The sequence below is a fragment of the Streptomyces sp. NBC_00683 genome, from assembly GCF_036226745.1.
Lineage (GTDB): Bacteria > Actinomycetota > Actinomycetes > Streptomycetales > Streptomycetaceae > Streptomyces.
In genome coordinates this window covers 5,649,268-5,668,510 of the sequence record NZ_CP109013.1, presented here as the reverse complement: position 1 = coordinate 5,668,510, position 19,243 = coordinate 5,649,268, and the positions used below count along the sequence as shown (strand labels likewise).

The following is a 19,243-nucleotide window of genomic DNA, read 5'->3' as shown; positions in this document are numbered from 1 at the left end:
ATCGATGGGCGTCGCGGGATCCTTCCCCAGCTTCGCGGGGAGGCCCCCCGGCCCGGTCATGGACCGGGACGAGGCGGACCGTGCGCTGGCCCGGCTCGGTGCGGAGCACGAGGCGATCGAGACCTCGCTCCTCGCCCTGCAGGACCATGCCGGCCGCCGGCTCCTGGAGGGCGCCGATCTGACCGGTGTCACCAAGGACCGCTGGGCCTCCGCCGAGCAGTCGATCACCCTGTTGTGGGGGTACTTCGACGCCTATGCGGGGGCGCTCTCCGCGGCCCGCGAGGTCCGGGCCAGGCGCCGCTACCCCAGCAAGGACGACCTGGTGGCCCTCACCGAGCTGCTGCGCGGCGACGGTGTGACCGTGGCGAACACGGCCGCGGTGAGCCCCGAGCCGGGGCTGACCGGCCCTGCCAGGCTCTCCGAGCGGTTCACGCTGGAGGAGCTCGTCGCCCGGATGAACGACCTGTACGCACGCTCGCTGGACATGGTCGTCGCCTCGGACTCCGTCTGGTCGGCACTGCCCGCCCGGATAGACCTGCTCGCCGCGGAGCTGCGCCGCACCCGCTCGCTGGCGCACTCCGTCGGTGTGCGGCCCGGGGAGCATCCGGCGGGTGACGACCTGGAGTCGATCACCGAGGAGCTGACCACCCTGCGGGTGCAGGTGATCTCCGATCCGCTGGCGTTCTGGCTGCCGGGTCCCGGCAGCGCGGCGCCCGGCGGCGGGCGTCCCGACACCACGCGCTACGACCGGGCGGCCCGCGCCCTGGAGGACGTACGGCGGGAGATCGAGGCGGTGCTCGCGGTCCGGCAGGACGCGGAGCAGCGCCTGGTCCAGCTCCGCGACGTGCTGTCGCGGGCCGACCGTACGCTCGCCGAGGCACGTTCGGCGCGCGGCGAGGTACTGGCGAAGATCGCCGCCTCGGAGGTACCCGCGGTCAGCGGCCCGTCGACCGCGTTGCAGGAGCGGCTGGCCGCGGCGTCGGAGTACCGCAGGCACGCCCAGTGGAACCGCCTCTCGCCGCTGCTCGACTCGCTGGAGCGGGAGGCCGAGGACGAACTGCTGCGCGCACGGGAGTCCCTGACGTCCGTCACGGCGCCGCTCGCGGTCCGTGCGGAACTGCGGGGCAGGCTCGACGCGTACAAGGCGAAGGTGGCCCGGCACGGCATGGCGGAGGACCCGGTGCTGATCGAGCGGTACGACGCGGCGCGCCGGGTCCTGTGGAGCGCGCCGTGCGATCTGCGCGTCGCCGAACAGACGGTGCTGCGCTATCAGCAGGCGGCGGCGGATCTGCTGACGCCGCAACGCCGGGACGGACAGGGCCGGGGCGAACAGGGGGAGACATCGTGAGTACACAGTGCCGGCGCCCCGCGTGCGAGGGCAGTTACGAGGACATGGGCGGCGGTGAGCTGTACTGCGACACCTGCGGCCTCGCGCCGGTGGAGTCGCCTCCGGCGCAGGACCCCGGGAGTCCGCGGTGCCAGCGCCCCGCGTGCGAGGGCAGCTACGAGGACATGGGCGGCGGTGAGCTGTACTGCGACACCTGCGGCCTCGCGCCGGTCGTTTCCTCGACGGGCATGCTGAGCTCGCCGCCCACGGGTATCGCGGGCGGCGGCAAGGGGAGCAGCAGCAGCTCTCAGCGGTCGAGTTCGCGCGCGTCCTCGCGGTCCTCGTCCCGCTCGTCGACCTCGCGGCGCTCGGTGTCCGGGCGGCTCTCCCGCTCGTTGTCGGGCGCCTCGGCGTCCCGTTCGGTGTCGGTGCGCTCCTCGGGCACGTCGACGGGCGTCTCGGGCCGGGGCAGGCTGGGTGCCGGTCTGGTACTCGTACCGGATGTGCCGCGGCCCGATCCGCGGACCGCGGTCATGGAGAACCCCGAGGTCCCGGAGCGGAAGCGGTTCTGCTCCCGTTCCGACTGCGGAGCGCCGGTGGGCCGGGCCCGCGGGGAACGGCCGGGCCGGACCGAGGGATTCTGCACCAAGTGCGGCCACCCCTACTCCTTCGTGCCGAAGCTGCAGAGCGGCGACGTCGTCCACGGGCAGTACGAGGTCGCGGGCTGCCTGGCGCACGGCGGGCTGGGCTGGGTGTACCTCGCCGTGGACCGTGCCGTATCCGACCGCTGGGTGGTGCTGAAGGGCCTGTTGGACACGGGCGACCAGGACGCGATGGCCGCGGCCATCTCCGAGCGGCGCTTCCTCGCGGAGATCGAGCACTCCAACATCGTCCGCATCTACAACTTCGTGGAGCACCTGGACCAGCGGACCGGTTCGCTCGACGGCTACATCGTGATGGAGTACGTCGGCGGCAAGGCGCTCAAGGAGATCGCCAACGACCGCCGCACACCGGCCGGGAAGCGGGATCCGCTGCCGGTCGAGCAGGCGTGCGCCTACGGCATCGAGGCGCTGGAGGCGCTGGGCCATCTGCACAGCCGCAACCTCCTGTACTGCGACTTCAAGGTCGACAACGCGATCCAGACCGAGGACCAGCTCAAGCTGATCGACATGGGCGCGGTGCGGAGGATGGACGACGACGAGTCGGCCATCTACGGCACGGTCGGCTACCAGGCGCCGGAGGTGGCCGAGGTCGGCCCGTCCGTCGCCTCCGACCTGTACACGGTCGCGCGGACGCTGGCGGTGCTCACCTTCGACTTCCAGGGGTACACGAACGTCTTCGTGGACTCGCTGCCCGACCCGGACAACATCGAGGTCTTCCGGCGGTACGAGTCGTTCTACCGGCTGCTCGTGCGGGCCACGGACCCGGATCCGGCGCGGCGGTTCGCCTCGGCCACGGAGATGGCCGAGCAACTGACGGGCGTGCTCCGGGAGGTGGTGGCCCTGCAGACGGGGCGCCCGCGCCCGTCGCTCTCGACGCTCTTCGGTACGGAACTGCGGGTCACGGACACGGCGTTGTTCGCGGAGCTGACGGACGAGGTGTCGCGGCTGGGCGTCCGGTCGGCTCCGGCCGGCGGCGGGCGCTTCGCGCGGCGGCGGAACGGTTCGGCCGTGGCCCCCGCACAGGGTGCGGTGGCGACCGCTGTGGCCGGCGCGCTGCCGGTCGGCACCCGGCCCGCAGGGGCTGTGCCCCCACCGGCCGCCTACCCGTACAGCGCTCCGGGCGCCGGTGCGGTGTACGCGCCCGACACCCATGTCCGGGCCGGCGGGGGCGGCACGCCGGGCGGCGGGGGAAGCCCGCTCGCGTACGCCCCACCGCAGGCGGCCGTTCCGGCTCCGCGCGCGGCGGTCCCGGATCCCGCCACGCTCCCGGGGGCGTACACCGGCCGGGGCGGGCCCCGGCTGGGGGTCTTCGACGCGCGGGCCACCTCGCTCGCCCTGCCGGTCCCCCGGGTCGACGCGAACGATCCCAACGCCGGTTTCCTCGCCGGGCTGATGGCGTCGGCACCCGCCGAACTGATCTCCGCTCTGGGGACCGTGCCCGCCGCCTCGCTGGAGACGCGGCTGCGCGAGCTGCGCGCACGCCTGGAGATGAGCGAACTCGACGCCGGCGCCCGGGCACTGGGAGCGCTGGAGGCCGAGCATCCGGACGACTGGCGGGTGGTCTGGTACCGCGGTGTCACCTCGCTGGTGACCGGCGACAACGAGATCGCGGCCTTGTCCTTCGACGCGGTCTACGACGCGTTCCCCGGTGAGCCCGCGCCGAAGCTGGCCCTGGGGATCTGCGCGGAGGTGCTGGGCCAGCTGGACAACGCCGCGGAGTACTACCGCCTGGTGTGGGCGACCGATCCGAGCTTCGTCAGCGCCGCGTTCGGTCTTGCCCGGGTACAGATCGCCGCGGGTGACCGGGTCGGGGCGGTGCGGACCCTGGAGTCCGTACCGGAGTCGTCGATCCACTACACGGCGGCGCGGGTGGCCGCGGTGCGGGCCCGGCTGCGCGAGAGGGTCCCGCAGGATCCCCTGATCGACGATCTCCTCGCCGCGGCGGACCAGGTGACGGCCCTCAAGGGCTACGGGCTGGACGCGGTCCGGCGCGAGCAGTTGTCGACCGAGGTGCTGGGGACGGCACTTGACTGGGTACTCTCCGGTAGTCCCACAGCTCAGTCACCGGCCACGGCCTCCCCCGCGACCGCGGGACCGAGGACGCTGCTGGACAGTGAGCTGGACGAGCGAGGCCTCAGGTTCGGTCTCGAACGCTCGTACCGGATGCTCGCCCGGCTCGCGCAGCGGGGCGACGAGAGGATCGAACTGGTGGAGCGGGCCAACCGTTTCCGCCCCCGGACCTGGGTGTGAAGATGTCACAGATCCACCAGCAGGCCTCCTTGCCGGGGTGCCCCAGCTGTGAGGAACCGCTGGAGTCGGGCGACCTGTTCTGCGGAGCGTGCGGGTACGACCTCTCGGCCGTACCCGCCCCGCCGGGCGACCGTCCGACGGTCGCCATCACCGTCCCCGCGCAGAGCGCGGGCGCCGGTCCGGTGGAATGGCCGCCCGCTTCCGAGGCCGACAGCTCGGACCTGCCCGCGCCCACGCACCGTCCTGCCGATCTTCCGGGCCTGGACTCGGGCGGGAAGCCCCTGCCCACCACTGCCCCTTCGGCCGTCCGCTTCGACGAACCGGACGCCCCTGCCGCGGAGCATCCGGACACGGCCCGCCCCGACGCGGACCGCCCGGCCGCCTCGGGCGACTTCGAGCTGGCCGCTCCGGGGGCGACGGCACCCGACCCCCGTACCGCGGAGCACTCCGGTGCCGGTGTCCCGGCCGGTGCGAAGGTCTGTGTGGCGTGCCGCTCCGGCCACGTGGACACCGACGGCTACTGCGAGAACTGCGGGCACGCCCAGCCCCGCGAGCGCGACCACATGGAGCAGGAGCTCGGTTCCGTGGCCGCCGTCAGCGACCGCGGCCTGCGCCACCACCGCAACGAGGACGCGTTCGCGGTGTCCTCCACCGCGCTCCCTGACGGGTCACCGGCCGTCGTGGCGATCGTGTGCGACGGGGTCTCGTCGGCGAGCCGCCCGGACGAGGCCTCGGCCGCGGCCGCGAGCGCCGCCAACGAGACGCTGCTGGAGTCGCTGCCGCGGGGCACGCATCCGCAGCAGGCGATGCACGAGGCGATTCTCGCCGCCGCCGAGGCGGTCAACTCCCTTGCGCAGGAACCCGGTCAAGCGATGGAGCACGATCCGCACCGCCATCAGAACGCCCCGGCGTGCACGCTGGTCGGCGCGATCATGGCGGGCGGTCTGCTGGTCGTCGGGTGGGTCGGTGACAGCCGTGTCTACTGGGTGCCCGAGGACCGCACGAATCCGCCCGCCCGGCTCACGGAGGACGACTCCTGGGCCGCGCAGATGGTGGCGACGGGCCTGATGAACGAGGCGGAGGCGTACGCCGACGAGCGCGCCCACGCCATCACGGGCTGGCTCGGCGCCGACGCGTACGAACTGGAGCCGCACACCGCTTCCTTCAAACCGGACCGGCCCGGTCTGGTGGTGGTGTGTACCGACGGACTGTGGAACTACGCCGAGTCGGCGGTGGAGATGGCGACGGCCGTGCCGCCCGAGGCGTACGAACGGCCGCTGCACGGCGCCCAGGTGCTGGTCGGCCATGCGCTCGACGGCGGGGGCCACGACAACGTAACAGTGGCCCTGCTCCCGTTCGCCGTGCCGACGCAAGGGGCAGGATCGGCCTACAGCACCGCCTGAGCCGCGTTCGGTCCGCCGGTCCCCGCCGGTCCACCTGTCACTCCGTACTGCCAGCCGCCTTCCGCCCTCTCCTCACCCTTCCACTTCCTCTTGCCCCTCCTGTCCTGAACTCTGTCCGCATATCTGTCTTCATCTGACATACGTGGAGCCTCAAGGAGCCGATCAGATGGCCAACTTCTCCAAGTCGAACGTGCCGCAGTTCTCCGTCGAGGTCTACCAGAACGAATATCTGCCCGAGGGCGGGCGTGAGGTCAACGCGATCGTCACCGTGACCTCGACGGGCGGTGGCACCACCGGCCGTGTGCCGCTGACCGGCGCGTCAGCGACGGCCGCACACGCACCGGGACAGGCGCCGAACGCCGCGGCGGTGCTCATGGTCGACTGTTCCGGCTCGATGGAGTACCCGCCGACCAAGATGCGCAACGCCCGCGACGCGACGGCGGCGGCCATCGACACCCTGCGTGACGGCACGCAGTTCGCGGTGGTGGCCGGAACCCATGTGGCCAAGGATGTGTACCCGGGCAACGGACGGCTCGCGACCGCCGACACGCAGACGAAGGCCCAGGCGAAGGACGCCCTGCGGCGGCTGAGCTCGGGCGGCGGTACGGCGATCGGTACGTGGCTGCGGCTGGCCGACCGGCTGCTGGGCGCGGCCGATGTGGATATCAGGCACGGCATCCTGCTCACCGACGGCCGTAACGAGCACGAGTCGCCCGAGGATCTGCGGGCCGCTCTGGACGCGTGTGCGGGCCGCTTCACCTGTGACGCGCGTGGCGTGGGCACCGACTGGGAAGTGAAAGAGGTCACAGCCATCGCCTCCGCGCTGCTCGGCACGGCGGACATCGTCGCCGATCCGGCGGGCCTCGCCGCGGACTTCACGCAGATGATGGAGAACGCGATGGGCAAGGAGGTCGCGGACGTGGCGCTGCGGCTCTGGACGCCCGTCGGGGTCGAGATCGTGTTCGTCAAGCAGGTGGCGCCCACGGTCGCCGAACTGACCGACCGGCGCACCGTGGCGGGACCCCGCGCCGGGGACTATCCGACGGGCTCCTGGGGCGACGAGTCCCGGGACTATCACGTGTGTGTACGGGTTCCCGAGGCCGGCATCGGTCAGGAGATGCTTGCGGCCCGGGTCTCGCTGATCCTTCCCGCCCCCTCGGCCGGCGAGGCCCCGCAGACCCTGTCCCAGGGACTCGTACGGGCGGTCTGGACGGACGACATGGCCGCGTCCACGTCCATCAACCCGCAGGTTGCCCACTACACAGGTCAGGCAGAACTGGCGCAAGTCATCCAACAGGGGCTGGATGCGCGTAAATCGGGAGACTTCGACGGCGCGACGGCGAAACTCGGCCGTGCGGTGCAGCTCGCATCGGCCTCCGGGAACGCGGATACTGCGAAACTGCTTTCGAAGGTGGTCGACGTTGTCGATGCAGCGACCGGTACTGTGCGACTGAAAGCGAGGGTGGCGGAAGCGGACGAGATGACACTCGAAACTCGCTCCACCAAGACCGTTCGCGTCAAGAAATAACAGCACGTACGACAGCGAGACAGCCGTGCGGAAGGCCACCCGGCCGGCCGGACGGCGCACCTACGAGCATGGCGGCCTCCGGGCCGGACGAGGAGAGGGGGAAGCGCCGACATGCCGACCTGCCCGAACGGACACCAGTCGGGTTCCGAGGACTGGTGCGAGGTCTGCGGACATCGCATGGCCGGGGCGGGCGCGCCCGCGGGCGCAGTCCCCCCGCCGCCTCCCCCGCCGCCCGCGCCCGGTTACGGCTACCCGCAGGGTTCCGGGGAGCCGACCGCCCAGGCCGAGCTCTGCCCGCAGTGCCGCACCCCGCGTGAGGCGATGGCGCCGTTCTGTGAGGAGTGCCGCTGGAACTTCCTCACGAACACGGCGACGTCGTACACCCCGCTCGCCCCGCAGGGTGGCGCCGGGGGCCCGGTGCCCGGGCTGAATCTGCCGCCCGGCTTCCAGGCCCAGCAGGGCCCGCCGCAGCCTCCGCAGCAGCGCGACCCGTTCGAGTACCAGAGCTCGCGGCCCTCGCAGATGAACCGGCCCGCCGAGCCGCTCTCGCCGGAGCAGGCAGGCAGGCCGGGCCCGCCGCCTCCCCCGTCGTTCCAGCAGGGGCCGCCGCCCCCGCCCGCATTCCAGCAGCAGTCGTCGTCCCCCTTCGAGCGACAGGGACAGCAGGGTCAGCCCGGGCAGCCCTCGCCGTTCGACCCGCAGGGTCAGCAGGGACAGCCGGGGCCGTTCGACCCGCAGGGACAGCCGGGGCCGCAGGGACAGCAGGGTCACCCCTCGCCGTTCGACCCGCAGCGCCAGGGTCCGCCGCCGCCCCCGTCGTTCCAGCAGCAGTCCGCGCCGCCGCAGCCGCAGGCTCCGCAGACCGGCGGGGACGACTGGATGCTGCCGCCGCCCTCGCAGCAGCAGCAGCCCCCGCAGGCTTTCCAGCAGGGACCGCAGACGCCTCAGGCCCCGCAGCAGCACTTCCCCGGCCAGGGCCCAGGTCAGGCTCAGGGACAGGGTCCCGTTCCGGGCCAGAGCCGGCAGCCGGTCAGCTGGTCGGCCGTGATCGCGCCGGACCGCGAGTACTTCCTGGCGATGATGCAGCGCAGCGGCCCCGAGGCGACCGGGCTCAACCTGCCCGCGTACTCCCCGGAGCAGCACCTTCCGCTCACGGGCAACCAGATCACGATCGGCCGTCGGCGGCACAGCACCGGCGAGTCCCCCGACATCGACCTGGCCGTGCCGCCGGAGGACCCGGGCGTCTCGCACCAGCACGCCGTGCTGGTGCAGCAGCCGGACGGCAACTGGGCCGTCGTCGACCAGAACTCCACCAACGGCACCACGCTCAACGGCGCCGAGGATCCGATCCAGCCCTATGTGCCCGTGCCGCTCCAGGACGGCGACCAGGTGCATGTCGGGGCCTGGACGACGATCACGGTGCGCCGCGACTGATCCGGTACGCACCGGCCGAGGAGCGGGGTCCTAGGACTCCGGTACTCGGCCGGTGCGTCTGCGACCATGGACGGGTGACAGAGATTCCGCGCGACACGCTTCAGGAGCAGACCTTCTACGAGCAGGTCGGCGGCGAGGAGACCTTCCGGCGCCTGGTCCACCGCTTCTACCAGGGGGTCGCGGACGACCCGCTGCTGCGGCCGATGTACCCGGAGGAGGATCTGGGTCCGGCCGAGGAGCGCTTCACCCTGTTCCTCATGCAGTACTGGGGCGGTCCGCGCACCTACAGCGACGAGCGGGGGCACCCCCGGCTGCGGATGCGGCACGTTCCGTTCCGGGTGGACCGGGCGGCTCACGACGCCTGGCTCGGCCATATGCGGGTGGCGCTCGACGAGCTCGGGCTGTCCCCCGCGCACGAGCGGCAGTTGTGGGACTACCTCACGTACGCCGCCGCCTCGATGATCAACACCGAGGGCTGACCCGCGGCTCCTCGCGCCTCCTCGCGCACGTGCGGAATCCGGTGCTCCGCCGCCGGATAACGGTCACGATCCCATCAATAGCGACCGCAAGCGGTTTCCAGGAGCCCGTGCACTCTGAAAGCATCCTGGGAACGTCGGGGGGCGTGCGGCTGCTGAGGGTTCGGGGGATCAGGTGACGGGGTTCGTCTTTCTGCGTGTGCGTGCGCACCGGCTGCTTCTCGCGGCCGCCCTCCTGGCCGTGCTGCTCACCACCTGTGTACTGGCCGCGCTGACCGCCTTCTCCGGTTCCGTCGGGGACGCCGCCCTGCGGCACACGCTGACCCACCGCTCCGCCGAGTCCGCCTCGCTCTTCGTGTCCGCCGAGGTGGACCGGGAGCAGCGTGAGGAGGCCGACGAGGCGGTCCGCGAGGCGGCCCGCGCGACGTTCGACGGACTGCCGGTGACGGTACGGAAGCTGGAGACCTCGGGACCGTACGCGCTGCCCCGCGGTCTCCAGGCCCCGACCGGGCGGCGCGGCGAACCCGACCTCACGCACCTCGCTGCGCTCGACCGCAGCCGCGTCCGCCTGGCCGAGGGGCGCATGCCCGCCGCCGGAGCCGGGAACGCCGCCGGGCCGGTGCAGGTGGCGCTCCCCCGCGCCGCCGCCGAGGCCCTGAAGCTGAAGCCGGGTGCGCGTCTCACCCTCGCCGACCGACTGGGCGGTGCACCGCTCCAGGTCGAGATCACCGGTCTGTACGAGGTGTCCGACCAGGCCGACCCGTACTGGCAGTTGGACGCGCTCGGCGGGCGCGGGGTCCGCAAGGTCGTCTTCACTACGTACGGTCCGCTGCTCGCCGATCCCGCGGTGCTCGCCTCCGGCAGGCTCAGTCCCGGCGGGGTGTCCTGGCTGGCCGGCGCCGACTTCCGTACGGTGACCACCGGCCGGACCGGGGACCTGCATAGCACCTCGACGGACGGTCCGAAGGCGCTGTCGGCCGCCCCCGTGTTCGACGGCGGGATCACGGTGCGGACCTCGCTGCCCACCGTCATCGAGCAGATCGACCGGGCGCTGCTGGTGTCCCGCTCGACGATCATGATCGTCGCCGTCCAGCTGGTCCTGCTCGCCGGTTACGCCCTGCTGCTCGTGGCCAGGCTGCTGAGCAGCGAGCGAGCCGGCGAGACCGAACTGCTGCGGGCCCGGGGCGGCTCGCGGGGCCGGATCGCCTCGCTGGCCGCGACCGAGGCACTGCTGCTCGCCGTACCGGCCGCCCTCGTCGCCCCGCTGGTCGCCGGTCCGCTGACCCGGCTGCTCGCGGACCGGAGCGGGCTCACCCGGATCGGCCTGCGGCTCGGCGACGGTGTGAACGGCTCGGTGTGGCTGGTGGCCGCCGCCGTCGCCCTGGCCTGTGCGCTGGCCGTGGTGGCACCGGCGCTGGCCGCGAGTGCGGGCGGGCGGCGGGGCTCCCGCGCCGCGGCGCTGCCCACTCCGGTGCGTGCGGGCGCCGACCTCGGGCTGCTGCTGGTCGCCGGTGTGGCGTACTGGCAGCTGGACCGGCAGACCGGGTTGTCGGGCAGCGGCGCGCTCAGTGGCGACCGGGAGGGCGATCTCGGCATCGATCCGCTGCTGGTAGCCGCGCCCGCCCTGGCCCTCCTCGCGGGAACCGTGCTGACTCTGCGGCTGCTGCCGCCCGCGGCGAGGCTCGCGGAGCGCCGTGCGGCGGGCGGCAGGGGGCTGTCCTCGGCGCTGGCCGGATGGCAGTTCAGCCGCCGGCCGCTGCGCGGTGCGGGTCCGGTGCTGCTGCTGGTGCTGGCCGTGGCGACGGGCATGCTGGCCATCGGCCAGGCCGCTTCCTGGGACCGCTCGCAGAGCGACCAGGCCGACTTCAGGTCCGGTGCTTCGGTACGGATCGTGGCGGGGCTCGGCAATGACCCGGCGAAGGCCGCGCCGTACACGGATCTGCCCGGCGTACGCGAGGCGGCTCCGGCGTTCCGTGCCACGGCCGAGCTGTCCGGCGGACGGACGGCCGAGGTGCTGGCGCTGGACACCGCGCATGCGGACGAGCGGATGCTGATGCGAGAGGACCTCGCGGGCTCGGCACCGCAGAAGCTGTTCGACGCGATCACCCCGCCGAAGGCCGCCCGTACCGGGGTGACGCTGCCGAAGGGCAGCACCCGTGCGGTGTTCGATCTGCGGATCCTCGACACCACGGCCCCCGGGGCGAAGAAGCCGGCCGGTCCGGCTCCGCTGGTCAGCGTTCTGCTGGAGGACCGCTACGGCATCGCCTACCGGGTCGGTGCCGGGACCGTTCCCGTCGACGGGCGCGAGCACACCGTCTCCGTCCCCGTGTCCCCGTCGGGCGAACTGGCCGTGACCGGATTCGAGGTGGACGGCGATGTGCCCGCGGGCCGCTCCCAGAAGCGGCTGGTCTCGGTGACGGGCCTCAGGGCGCAGACCGGCAGTGGGAGCGAGCAGCCGGTTCCGGTCGTGGACGGGGTCCGGTGGCGGGCCGCCACGACCGTCACCGAGGCCGGGGAGGAGAGGCCGGGCGAGACACCGCGGACGGTGAGCGGCTCGGGCACCTCGCCCTCCTTCCGGTACGGCACCGGGGCCGTCCTGACCCCGGAGCCGTTCTTCGGCGGCGGCCCGGTCGGCACGCTCCGGATCACCGCGGTCCGCGCACCGGCTCCGGCGCTGAAGGCGGTGGCGACCGACGCGTACCTGACGTACTCGGGGGCGAAGCTGGGCCAGGACGTCGACCTCACGCTGGCGGGCCAGACGGTCCGGGTGACCCTGGCGAAGGCGGTGCGGCAGCTGCCCACCACTGGTGCTCCCGTGGCCGTGAGCGGTGCGGAGTCGTCGACGAAGCCCGGCGGAAGCCTGCTCCTGGACCTCAAGGCCGTGTCCGAGGTGCTCGCCCACCGGTCCGGGGCCGCCCTTGCGCCCACCGAGTGGTGGCTGAGCACGGCGCCCGGCGACGGGCCGGACGTGGCGGCCGAGCTGCGCAAGCTGCCGGGTACGGATCCGGCCCAGGTGCTGGTGCGGGACGAGACGGCCCGGGAGCTGGCGGACGACCCGCTGGGAGCGGGTCCGCAGTCCGCGCTGCTGGCGGTCGCCGCGGTCGCCGCCGCGCTGGCCGCAGTCGGTTACGCGGTCGGCCTCGTGGGCTCGCAGCGCGAACGGTCCGCCGAGTTCGCCGTGTTGCGGGCCCTGGGCACGCCCCGCCGCAGGCTGGCCCGGATGGTCGCCGCGGAGCAGGGGATCCTGATCGCCCTCGCCATGGTGATCGGGCTCGCTCTGGGGGCTGTTCTGACCAGGGCCGTCGTACCGCTCGTGGTGCTGACGGGACAGGCTGCCCGGCCGGTGCCGGATGTCCTGGTGCTGCTGCCTGCTGGGCAGGTCGCCGTGCTGCTGGCCGCCGTCGCGGTGTTCCCGCTGGTGATCGTGGCCGCCATCACGCTGCGGCGGGCAGACCCCGCCGTTTCGCTGCGCCACCAGGGGGACAACTGACATGACCGCCGACAAGATCTCGGCCGCCTGCGCCCCGTGGGTCCGTACGCGGCTGCGTACCGCTCCAGGGATCAGCGCCGCCCTCGCGGTCCTGGTGTTCCTGACGGCGTTCCTCGCCGCCGCGTTCCCGCGTTCCGTGGACGCGTACGAGGCGAAGGCGCTGCGCCATGACGTCTCGACCGCGTCGCCGGGCCAGAGCGTGCTCGAAGTGACCACACCCCCGCCCTCGCTCGCGGACCCGCGACCGGCGCGTGAGCAGGCCCTGCGCGAGGAGACCCTGGCCGCGATCGACCGTGCGCTCGTGAAGGGGCTTCCCGCACCCGTACGGGCCGATCTGCCGCTCTCCTCCTACGGGGTGCACACGGCGAAGCCGATCGTCGCGGACGAGGAGTGGCTGCCCCGCCCCAACGCGATGCCGCCGCAGCTGCACTACGCCGTCCCGTCGGCGCTCGGCGATCACAGCAGGCTGACCGCGGGCCGCTGGCCGGTCTCGCGCGGCGAGGTGACCACCGGCACCCGTGAGGTGGAGGCGGCCGTCACCGAGGAGACCGCGGCGGAGCTGAAGATGAAGCCGGGCTCCACGATCACGGTGCCCACCCAGGGTGGGAAGGCGCTGACCGTACGCGTCACGGGCCTCGTGACCCCGTTGCATCCGAAGAGCGGCTACTGGTCGGTCGACCCCCTCTACCGCGCCCCGTCGCTGGTCGCGGACCCGGGTTCGCCGACGCCGGTCTTCTACTGGACGGCGACGCTGCTCCTTGCTCCCGACACCGGGCCGGCCCTGCTGGACACGTCGGGCGAGCCGGAGCTGTACTGGCGCATCGCTCCGGACCCCTCCGGCCTGACCGCGAACGAGGTCCCCCGGCTGCGGGACGCCGTCGCCTCGTTGGAGAACGGCCCGGAGCTGCTGAAACTGCGCGCGCTGGCGGGGCCCAACACGACGCTCACCACGGATCTGGACGCCATTCTCGACGCCTACACGTCGATGCGTGCGGCGATCAGCCCCGTCGTCACGGTCGCGGCCGTGGGGATCGGAGCGGTGGCCGCCGTGGTCCTGCTGATGACGGGCGGGCTCATCGGCGCCCGCCGCCACGGCGAACTCGCCCTGCTGCGCTCCCGGGGCGGCTCGCTGCGGGGCATCGGCGGACGGCTGCTGGCCGAGACGGCGGTGTCCGTCCTGCCCGCGGCGGCGCTCGGGCTGCTGCTGGCCGTCCTCGTCATCGGCGAGGCCCGGTGGTGGCCCCCCGTCGTCGGTGCCGCCTCGGTCGCCGTACTGGTCTGCGTGGCGCTGCCGCTCCGCACGACGCTGTACCACCGCAGGCCGCTGCTGCACGGCGCCCGCGAGGACGTCGTGAACGCGAAGCCGTCCCGGCGGCGCACGGTCGCCGAACTGACCCTGCTCGTCCTGGCGATCGGCGCGGTCGCCGCCCTGCGCCGTCGGGGTACGGCAACGGGCTCGGACGCCGATCTCCTGGTCAGCTCGGCCCCCGTGCTGGTGGGGCTGATCGCCGCTCTCGTTCTCGTACGGCTCTATCCGCTGCCGCTGCGGCTGGCGGCCCGTCCCGTCGCGCGGCTGCGCGGAGCGGTCGGCTTCCTGTCGCTGGCCAGGGCGGGCCGGACCGGCGCGAGCGGCACGCTGCCGCTGCTGGCCCTGCTGATCGCGCTGACGACGGCGGCCTTCGGCGGCTCGGTGCTGGCCGGGGTCGCCGACGCCCGCGACGCGGCGGCGCTGCGCGCGGTCGGCGCCGACGCCCGGATCAGCGGCGAGAACGTCGGGCTGACGGCGGTCCCGGACAGCCTGGTCCGCTCGGTGCGGGCCATGGACGGTGTCGAGGACGTGGCGGCCGTACGCATCGAGTACAGCGTTCCGCTGGCCGCCGACCTGGACGTCAGGGGGGACACCGAGCGGGCGACCCTGCTGGGTGTGGAGCCGGGTTCGTACGCCCGGCTGGCCCGGGAAACGGGTCAGCCCGCCTTGCCCGTCGGCCTGCTGAAGGCCGGCCGGGGACAGGACGAGGTGCTGCCGGCGATCGCTTCCCCCGAGGTGGCGAAGCTGCTCGGCGACGAGCCGCACACGATCCGGTCGGAGGGCGGGGACATCACGGTGCGGGTCGCCGCCGTCCGCCCGCGCACGTCCGCGGTGACCGATTCCGGCTTCCTGATCGTCGACTCCGCCGGGCTCCCGGCACGGCAGCCCACGACGCTGATGGTCACGGGCCCGGGGGCGGACGGCGAGGAGCTGCGGGCCGCCGCGCAGGGCGCGGGCCAGTTCACCGTCCGGCTGCGGTCGGAGGAGCGCGAGGCGTTCGTCGACACCCCGATGCAGTCGGGCGCCGAGCGGATCTACGGGGCGGCTGTCGCGGCGGGCGCCGGATACGCGCTGCTCGCCGTGCTCCTCTCCCTGCTGCAGACCGCGCCGGAGCGCAGGACGCTGCTGGCCCGGCTACGCACCATGGGGCTCACCACCCGGCAGGGCCGGCGGCTGCTCGCGTTCGAGGCCATGCCGCAGGCGCTGCTGGCCGCGTTCGGCGGACTCCTCGTCGGCTGGACGACCATCGAACTGCTGGCACCCGGTGTCGACCTGGCCGCGCTGGCGCTGGCGGGCGGGGAATCCGGATCACCGAACACCGCTTCACTGCGGGCCGACCTCTGGTCGCTGGCCGTTCCGGCACTGGGGGTGGTCGTCCTCGCCGCAGCCGTGGCCGGCGTCCAGGCCTGGTGGGCGAGCCGCCGTGGATCGATCAAGGAACTCAGGGCAGGAGACACCCGATGACGTCGTCGACAGAGACCACCTTGGCGGAGCTCGAACAGCGGGCCTCCGCCCGCCGCGACCGTCCTTCGTACGGGCATGACGCGCTGATCGCGTGCGACCGGCTGGTGCGCATCTTCTCCGCGGACGGGGTGGAGGTGCAGGCCCTGCAGGGGCTCGATCTGCTCGTCACCGAGGGCGAGTTGATGGCACTGGTGGGCGCTTCGGGCAGCGGGAAGTCCACCCTGATGAACATCCTGGCGGGCCTCGACGTGCCCACTGCCGGGTCGGCGAAGGTGGCGGGCTGCGATCTGCTGGCGATGGGGTCGAAGGAGCGCCTGCGCTACCGCCGCGACGTGGTCGGTTTCGTCTGGCAGCAGACCTCCCGCAATCTGCTGTCGTATCTGACCGCCGTTCAGAACATCACCCTTCCGATGCAACTGCGCGGCGGCGGCCGGAACCGTGAACGGGCCGCGCGTGCCGAGTCGTTGCTGCAGATGCTCGATGTCGCGGACTGCCGCGACCGGCGCCCGGCGCAGATGTCCGGGGGCCAGCAGCAGCGGGTGGCGATCGCGGTGGCCCTGGCCAACAACCCGTCGGTGCTGCTGGCCGACGAGCCGACCGGTGAGCTGGACTCGGCCACCGGTGAGCAGGTGTTCGCGGCGTTCCGCCGGGCCAACGAGGAGCTCGGCACCACGATCGTGATCGTCACCCATGACCTGGCGGTGGCGGGCGAGGTACGCCGCACGGTGGCGATCCGTGACGGCCGTACGTCCTCCGAGGTGCTGCGGCGCACGGAGGTCGACGCGGCTACGGGCCAGGAGTCGCAGGTGGCGCGGGAGTACGCGATGCTCGACCGGGCGGGCCGGCTGCAGCTGCCCGCCGACTACACCGAGGCGCTGGGTATGGAGCACCGGGTGATGCTGGAGCTGGAGCAGGACCACATCGGGGTGTGGCCGGACGACCCGAAGGACACACCGGCGAAGTAGTACGCGGGCTCAGGCAGTCCCGACCGTCACCGCGAGGTTGCCGAGTCCGCCGCCCGCGCCCCTCAGCGCGATCGAGCCGAACGGGGTGCGCAGCCGCAGCCACGATCCGGCACCGAGCAGCGCGACGGGGAAGTCCGGGGCAGGCCTCAGGAAGCCCAGCGACTGGGCGGCATGGACGGCGCGCAGCGGGAGTTCGGTGTCGCCGACCGTGCGGGACCAGATGTCGCGGCCGATCTGATCGCGTTCCGCCCGGGTACGGCGGTCCTCGGGCAGCGCCTCGTCGCGCGCCCGGAACTCCGCGACGGCCTCCGTGAGGGCGGTGCGCAGGGCCAACGGCCCCGGCAGCCCGGGCCGTTCCTCCCAGCCGCCGCGAGGCGGCAGCACGCCGGCCCACGGCGGACCGGTCACGGGGGCGGGCAGGGAGCCCGAGCCGGCGCCCCCCTCGGCGCTCTCCCCGGTGTCCAGGGATTCCAGGAGCTCACCGGCCGAGACGGTGGTGTCGAAGTCGTGCGTGTCGGCCAGCCGGGCCGTACGGATCGCGAGGACCTCGAACGACGGCGGCCGGCCGAACACCGCGAGCGCGCCGCCGCCCGCCTGGAGGCGGACAGCGGCGGCCCGGTCGTAGTGGAGCAGCCGGCCGAGGAAGGCGGCGAGATCCGCCGCCTCCCTCGCGTCGGCGAACTGCAGCGACCGTACGGGCACCGTCATGCGGCGGCAGGCTCCTGATCGAGGTATTCCTGCAGGAAGAGCTTCTCCTCGGCAGTGATCCGCCGGGGCCGCTCCTCCACCAGGTTGTAGGGCACGACTATCGTCGACGCCCGTACGTAGACCTGTTCGGGGTCCTTGATCTCGTAGGCGATCGTCAGCGACGCGGCACCGATCTTCGTCACCCACGACTCGACGGTCACCGGCGCGTGCCGGTGGACCAGCGGCCGCACGTAGTCGATCTCGTGCCGTGCCACGACGGACCCGCCGGCGAAGGACGGCGAACCGTCCCCCGGCGCCAGCCGGAACATGAAGTCGATGCGCGCCTCCTCCAGGTAGCGGAGGAAGACCACGTTGTTCACGTGGCCGAAGGCATCCATGTCCGACCAGCGCAGCGGGCAGCTGTAGATATGACGAGCCACGATCAGCCTCGCGTGAGCTTCTTGTACGTGGCACGGTGCGGACGGGCCGCGTCCGCACCCAGGCGCTCGATCTTGTTCTTCTCGTACGACTCGAAGTTGCCCTCGAACCAGTACCACTTGGAGTCGCCCTCGTACGCCAGGATGTGCGTGGCGACGCGGTCCAGGAACCAGCGGTCGTGGGAGATGACCACGGCCGCACCGGGGAACTCCAGCAGCGCGTTCTCGAGCGAGGACAGGGTCTCGACGTCGAGGTCGTTGGTGGGCTCGTCGAGGAGCAGCAGGTTGCCGCCCTCCTTGAGCGTCAGCGCCAGGTTGAGGCGGTTGCGCTCACCACCGGACAGGACACCGGCCGGCTTCTGCTGGTCCGGGCCCTTGAAGCCGAACGCGGAGACGTACGCCCGCGAGGGCATCTCGACCTGGCCGACGTTGATGTAGTCCAGCTCGTCCGACACGACGGCCCAGAGGGTCTTCTTCGGGTCGATGTTGGCGCGGGACTGGTCGACGTAGGAGATCTTGACCGTGTCGCCGACCTTGATGGCGCCGGAGTCCGGCGTCTCCAGGCCCTGGATCATCTTGAACAGCGTGGTCTTGCCCGCACCGTTCGGGCCGATGATGCCGACGATGCCGTTGCGCGGCAGCGTGAAGGACAGGTCGTCGATGAGGACCTTGTCGCCGAAGGCCTTCGAGAGGTTCTCGACCTCGACGACGATGGAACCGAGACGCGGGCCCGGCGGGATCTGGATCTCCTCGAAGTCCAGCTTCCGCATCTTGTCCGCCTCGGCCGCCATCTCCTCGTAACGGGCGAGGCGCGCCTTGGACTTGGTCTGCCGGCCCTTGGCGTTGGAGCGGACCCACTCGAGCTCTTCCTTGAGCCGCTTCTGGCGCTTCTCGTCCTTGCGGCCCTCGACCTTGAGGCGCGTGGCCTTGCGCTCCAGGTACGTGGAGTAGTTGCCCTCGTAGGGGATCGCGCGGCCGCGGTCGAGTTCGAGGATCCACTCGGCGACGTTGTTCAGGAAGTACCGGTCGTGGGTGACGGCCACGACGGCGCCCGGGTACTTCGACAGGTGCTGCTCCAGCCAGTTCACCGACTCGGCGTCGAGGTGGTTGGTGGGCTCGTCGAGGAGGAGCAGGTCCGGGGCCTCGATCAGCAGCTTGCAGAGCGCCACACGGCGCTTCTCGCCGCCGGAGAGGTTGTTGACGGGCCAGTCGCCGGGCGGGCAGCCCAGGGCGTCCATGGCCTGCTCCAGCTGGGCGTCCAGGTCCCACGCGTTGGCGTGGTCCAGGTCCTCCTGGAGCTTGCCCATCTCGTCCATGAGCGCGTCGGAGTAGTCGGTCGCCATGAGCTCGGCGACCTCGTTGAAGCGCTTGAGCTTGCCCATGATCTCGGCGGCGCCGTCCTGGACGTTCTCCAGGACGGTCTTCGACTCGTCGAGCTTCGGCTCCTGCATGAGGATGCCGACGCTGAAACCGGGCGTGATGTACGCCTCGCCGTTGGACGGCTGCTCGAGGCCCGCCATGATCTTCAGCACCGTGGACTTACCGGCGCCGTTGGGTCCCACGACACCGATCTTCGCGCCGGGCAGGAAGTTCAGGGTGACGTCATCGAGAATCACCTTGTCGCCGTGCGCCTTGCGCGTCTTGCGCATGGTGTAGATGAACTCAGCCAAGAGAAACCGTCCGGCAGCAATAGAGGTGTGGGCAGATACACCCATCTTGCCTGACGTCCGCACCCGGACGGAAACCAGTCCGGTCCCCGGTACCCCCTGTTCTTCCGCCCGGAACGCACCGGGCCCGGTACGCGGGTGCGT

The 19,243-nt window shown here is 72.5% G+C and carries 12 protein-coding genes; 9 read left to right on the top strand and 3 right to left on the bottom strand.

The window, feature by feature from the left end; translation table 11 throughout:
• Positions 1 to 4: 4 nt before the first annotated feature.
• The 9 genes from OG257_RS25270 to OG257_RS25230 all read left to right on the top strand — a co-directional run bounded on the left by OG257_RS25270 (position 5) and on the right by OG257_RS25230 (position 16,308).
• Entirely contained in the window at positions 5 to 1,348 is a 1,344-nt protein-coding gene (locus OG257_RS25270) for a hypothetical protein (RefSeq protein ID WP_329211011.1), read from the top strand.
• Positions 1,345 to 4,239 carry a tetratricopeptide repeat protein gene (locus tag OG257_RS25265; protein ID WP_443054481.1) on the top strand — a complete coding sequence of 965 codons (2,895 nt, stop codon included), beginning with the start codon at positions 1,345 to 1,347 and terminating at the stop codon, positions 4,237 to 4,239. The genes OG257_RS25270 and OG257_RS25265 overlap by 4 nt, the downstream gene beginning before the upstream one ends.
• 2 nt (positions 4,240 to 4,241) lie before the next feature.
• Complete coding sequence (locus OG257_RS25260; RefSeq protein WP_329211009.1) at positions 4,242 to 5,642, top strand: PP2C family serine/threonine-protein phosphatase; 1,401 nt, start codon at positions 4,242 to 4,244, stop codon at positions 5,640 to 5,642.
• Positions 5,643 to 5,808: 166 nt separating this feature from the next.
• A complete protein-coding gene (locus OG257_RS25255) occupies positions 5,809 to 7,170 on the top strand; it encodes a vWA domain-containing protein (RefSeq protein ID WP_329211007.1) in 1,362 nt (453 codons plus the stop codon).
• A 111-nt stretch (positions 7,171 to 7,281) separates the two neighbouring features.
• Positions 7,282 to 8,604: an FHA domain-containing protein gene (locus OG257_RS25250; protein WP_329211005.1), complete on the top strand. Its 1,323-nt coding sequence runs from the start codon at positions 7,282 to 7,284 to the stop codon at positions 8,602 to 8,604.
• A gap of 74 nt (positions 8,605 to 8,678) precedes the next feature.
• Positions 8,679 to 9,083 (top strand): globin, encoded by a 405-nt coding sequence (locus tag OG257_RS25245; protein WP_329211003.1) that lies wholly within the window; start codon positions 8,679 to 8,681, stop codon positions 9,081 to 9,083.
• Between the two features lie 172 nt (positions 9,084 to 9,255).
• Positions 9,256 to 12,570 (top strand): ABC transporter permease, encoded by a 3,315-nt coding sequence (locus OG257_RS25240; RefSeq protein WP_329211001.1) that lies wholly within the window; start codon positions 9,256 to 9,258, stop codon positions 12,568 to 12,570.
• Position 12,571: 1 nt separating this feature from the next.
• The gene (locus OG257_RS25235; protein ID WP_329210999.1) at positions 12,572 to 15,343 is read left to right on the top strand and encodes an FtsX-like permease family protein; all 2,772 of its coding nucleotides are present in this window, start codon (positions 12,572 to 12,574) and stop codon (positions 15,341 to 15,343) included.
• A complete protein-coding gene (locus OG257_RS25230) occupies positions 15,340 to 16,308 on the top strand; it encodes an ABC transporter ATP-binding protein (protein WP_329210997.1) in 969 nt (322 codons plus the stop codon). Before OG257_RS25235 ends, OG257_RS25230 begins: the two co-directional genes overlap by 4 nt.
• Before the next feature lie 9 nt (positions 16,309 to 16,317).
• On the opposite strand, the gene OG257_RS25225 is transcribed toward OG257_RS25230, so the two are convergent.
• The 3 genes from OG257_RS25225 to ettA are packed head-to-tail and all read right to left on the bottom strand — an operon-like array spanning position 16,318 to position 19,102.
• The gene (locus tag OG257_RS25225; RefSeq protein ID WP_329210995.1) at positions 16,318 to 17,016 is read right to left on the bottom strand and encodes a hypothetical protein; all 699 of its coding nucleotides are present in this window, start codon (positions 17,014 to 17,016) and stop codon (positions 16,318 to 16,320) included.
• Positions 17,013 to 17,435: an acyl-CoA thioesterase gene (locus tag OG257_RS25220; protein WP_329210993.1), complete on the bottom strand. Its 423-nt coding sequence runs from the start codon at positions 17,433 to 17,435 to the stop codon at positions 17,013 to 17,015. Before OG257_RS25220 ends, OG257_RS25225 begins: the two co-directional genes overlap by 4 nt.
• A gap of 2 nt (positions 17,436 to 17,437) precedes the next feature.
• Positions 17,438 to 19,102 (bottom strand): energy-dependent translational throttle protein EttA, encoded by a 1,665-nt coding sequence (gene ettA, locus OG257_RS25215; protein ID WP_329210991.1) that lies wholly within the window; start codon positions 19,100 to 19,102, stop codon positions 17,438 to 17,440.
• Positions 19,103 to 19,243: the final 141 nt, after the last annotated feature.

Excerpts from the sequence above, each read along its gene's own strand:
- OG257_RS25270 (WP_329211011.1), top strand. The coding sequence starts at position 5 with ATGGGCGTCGCGGGATCCTTCCCCAGCTTCGCGGGGAGGCCCCCCGGC.
- OG257_RS25260 (WP_329211009.1), top strand. The coding sequence starts at position 4,242 with ATGTCACAGATCCACCAGCAGGCCTCCTTGCCGGGGTGCCCCAGCTGT.
- OG257_RS25255 (WP_329211007.1), top strand. The coding sequence starts at position 5,809 with ATGGCCAACTTCTCCAAGTCGAACGTGCCGCAGTTCTCCGTCGAGGTC.
- OG257_RS25250 (WP_329211005.1), top strand. The coding sequence starts at position 7,282 with ATGCCGACCTGCCCGAACGGACACCAGTCGGGTTCCGAGGACTGGTGC.
- OG257_RS25235 (WP_329210999.1), top strand. The coding sequence starts at position 12,572 with ATGACCGCCGACAAGATCTCGGCCGCCTGCGCCCCGTGGGTCCGTACG.
- OG257_RS25230 (WP_329210997.1), top strand. The coding sequence starts at position 15,340 with ATGACGTCGTCGACAGAGACCACCTTGGCGGAGCTCGAACAGCGGGCC.
- OG257_RS25225 (WP_329210995.1), bottom strand. The coding sequence starts at position 17,016 with ATGACGGTGCCCGTACGGTCGCTGCAGTTCGCCGACGCGAGGGAGGCG.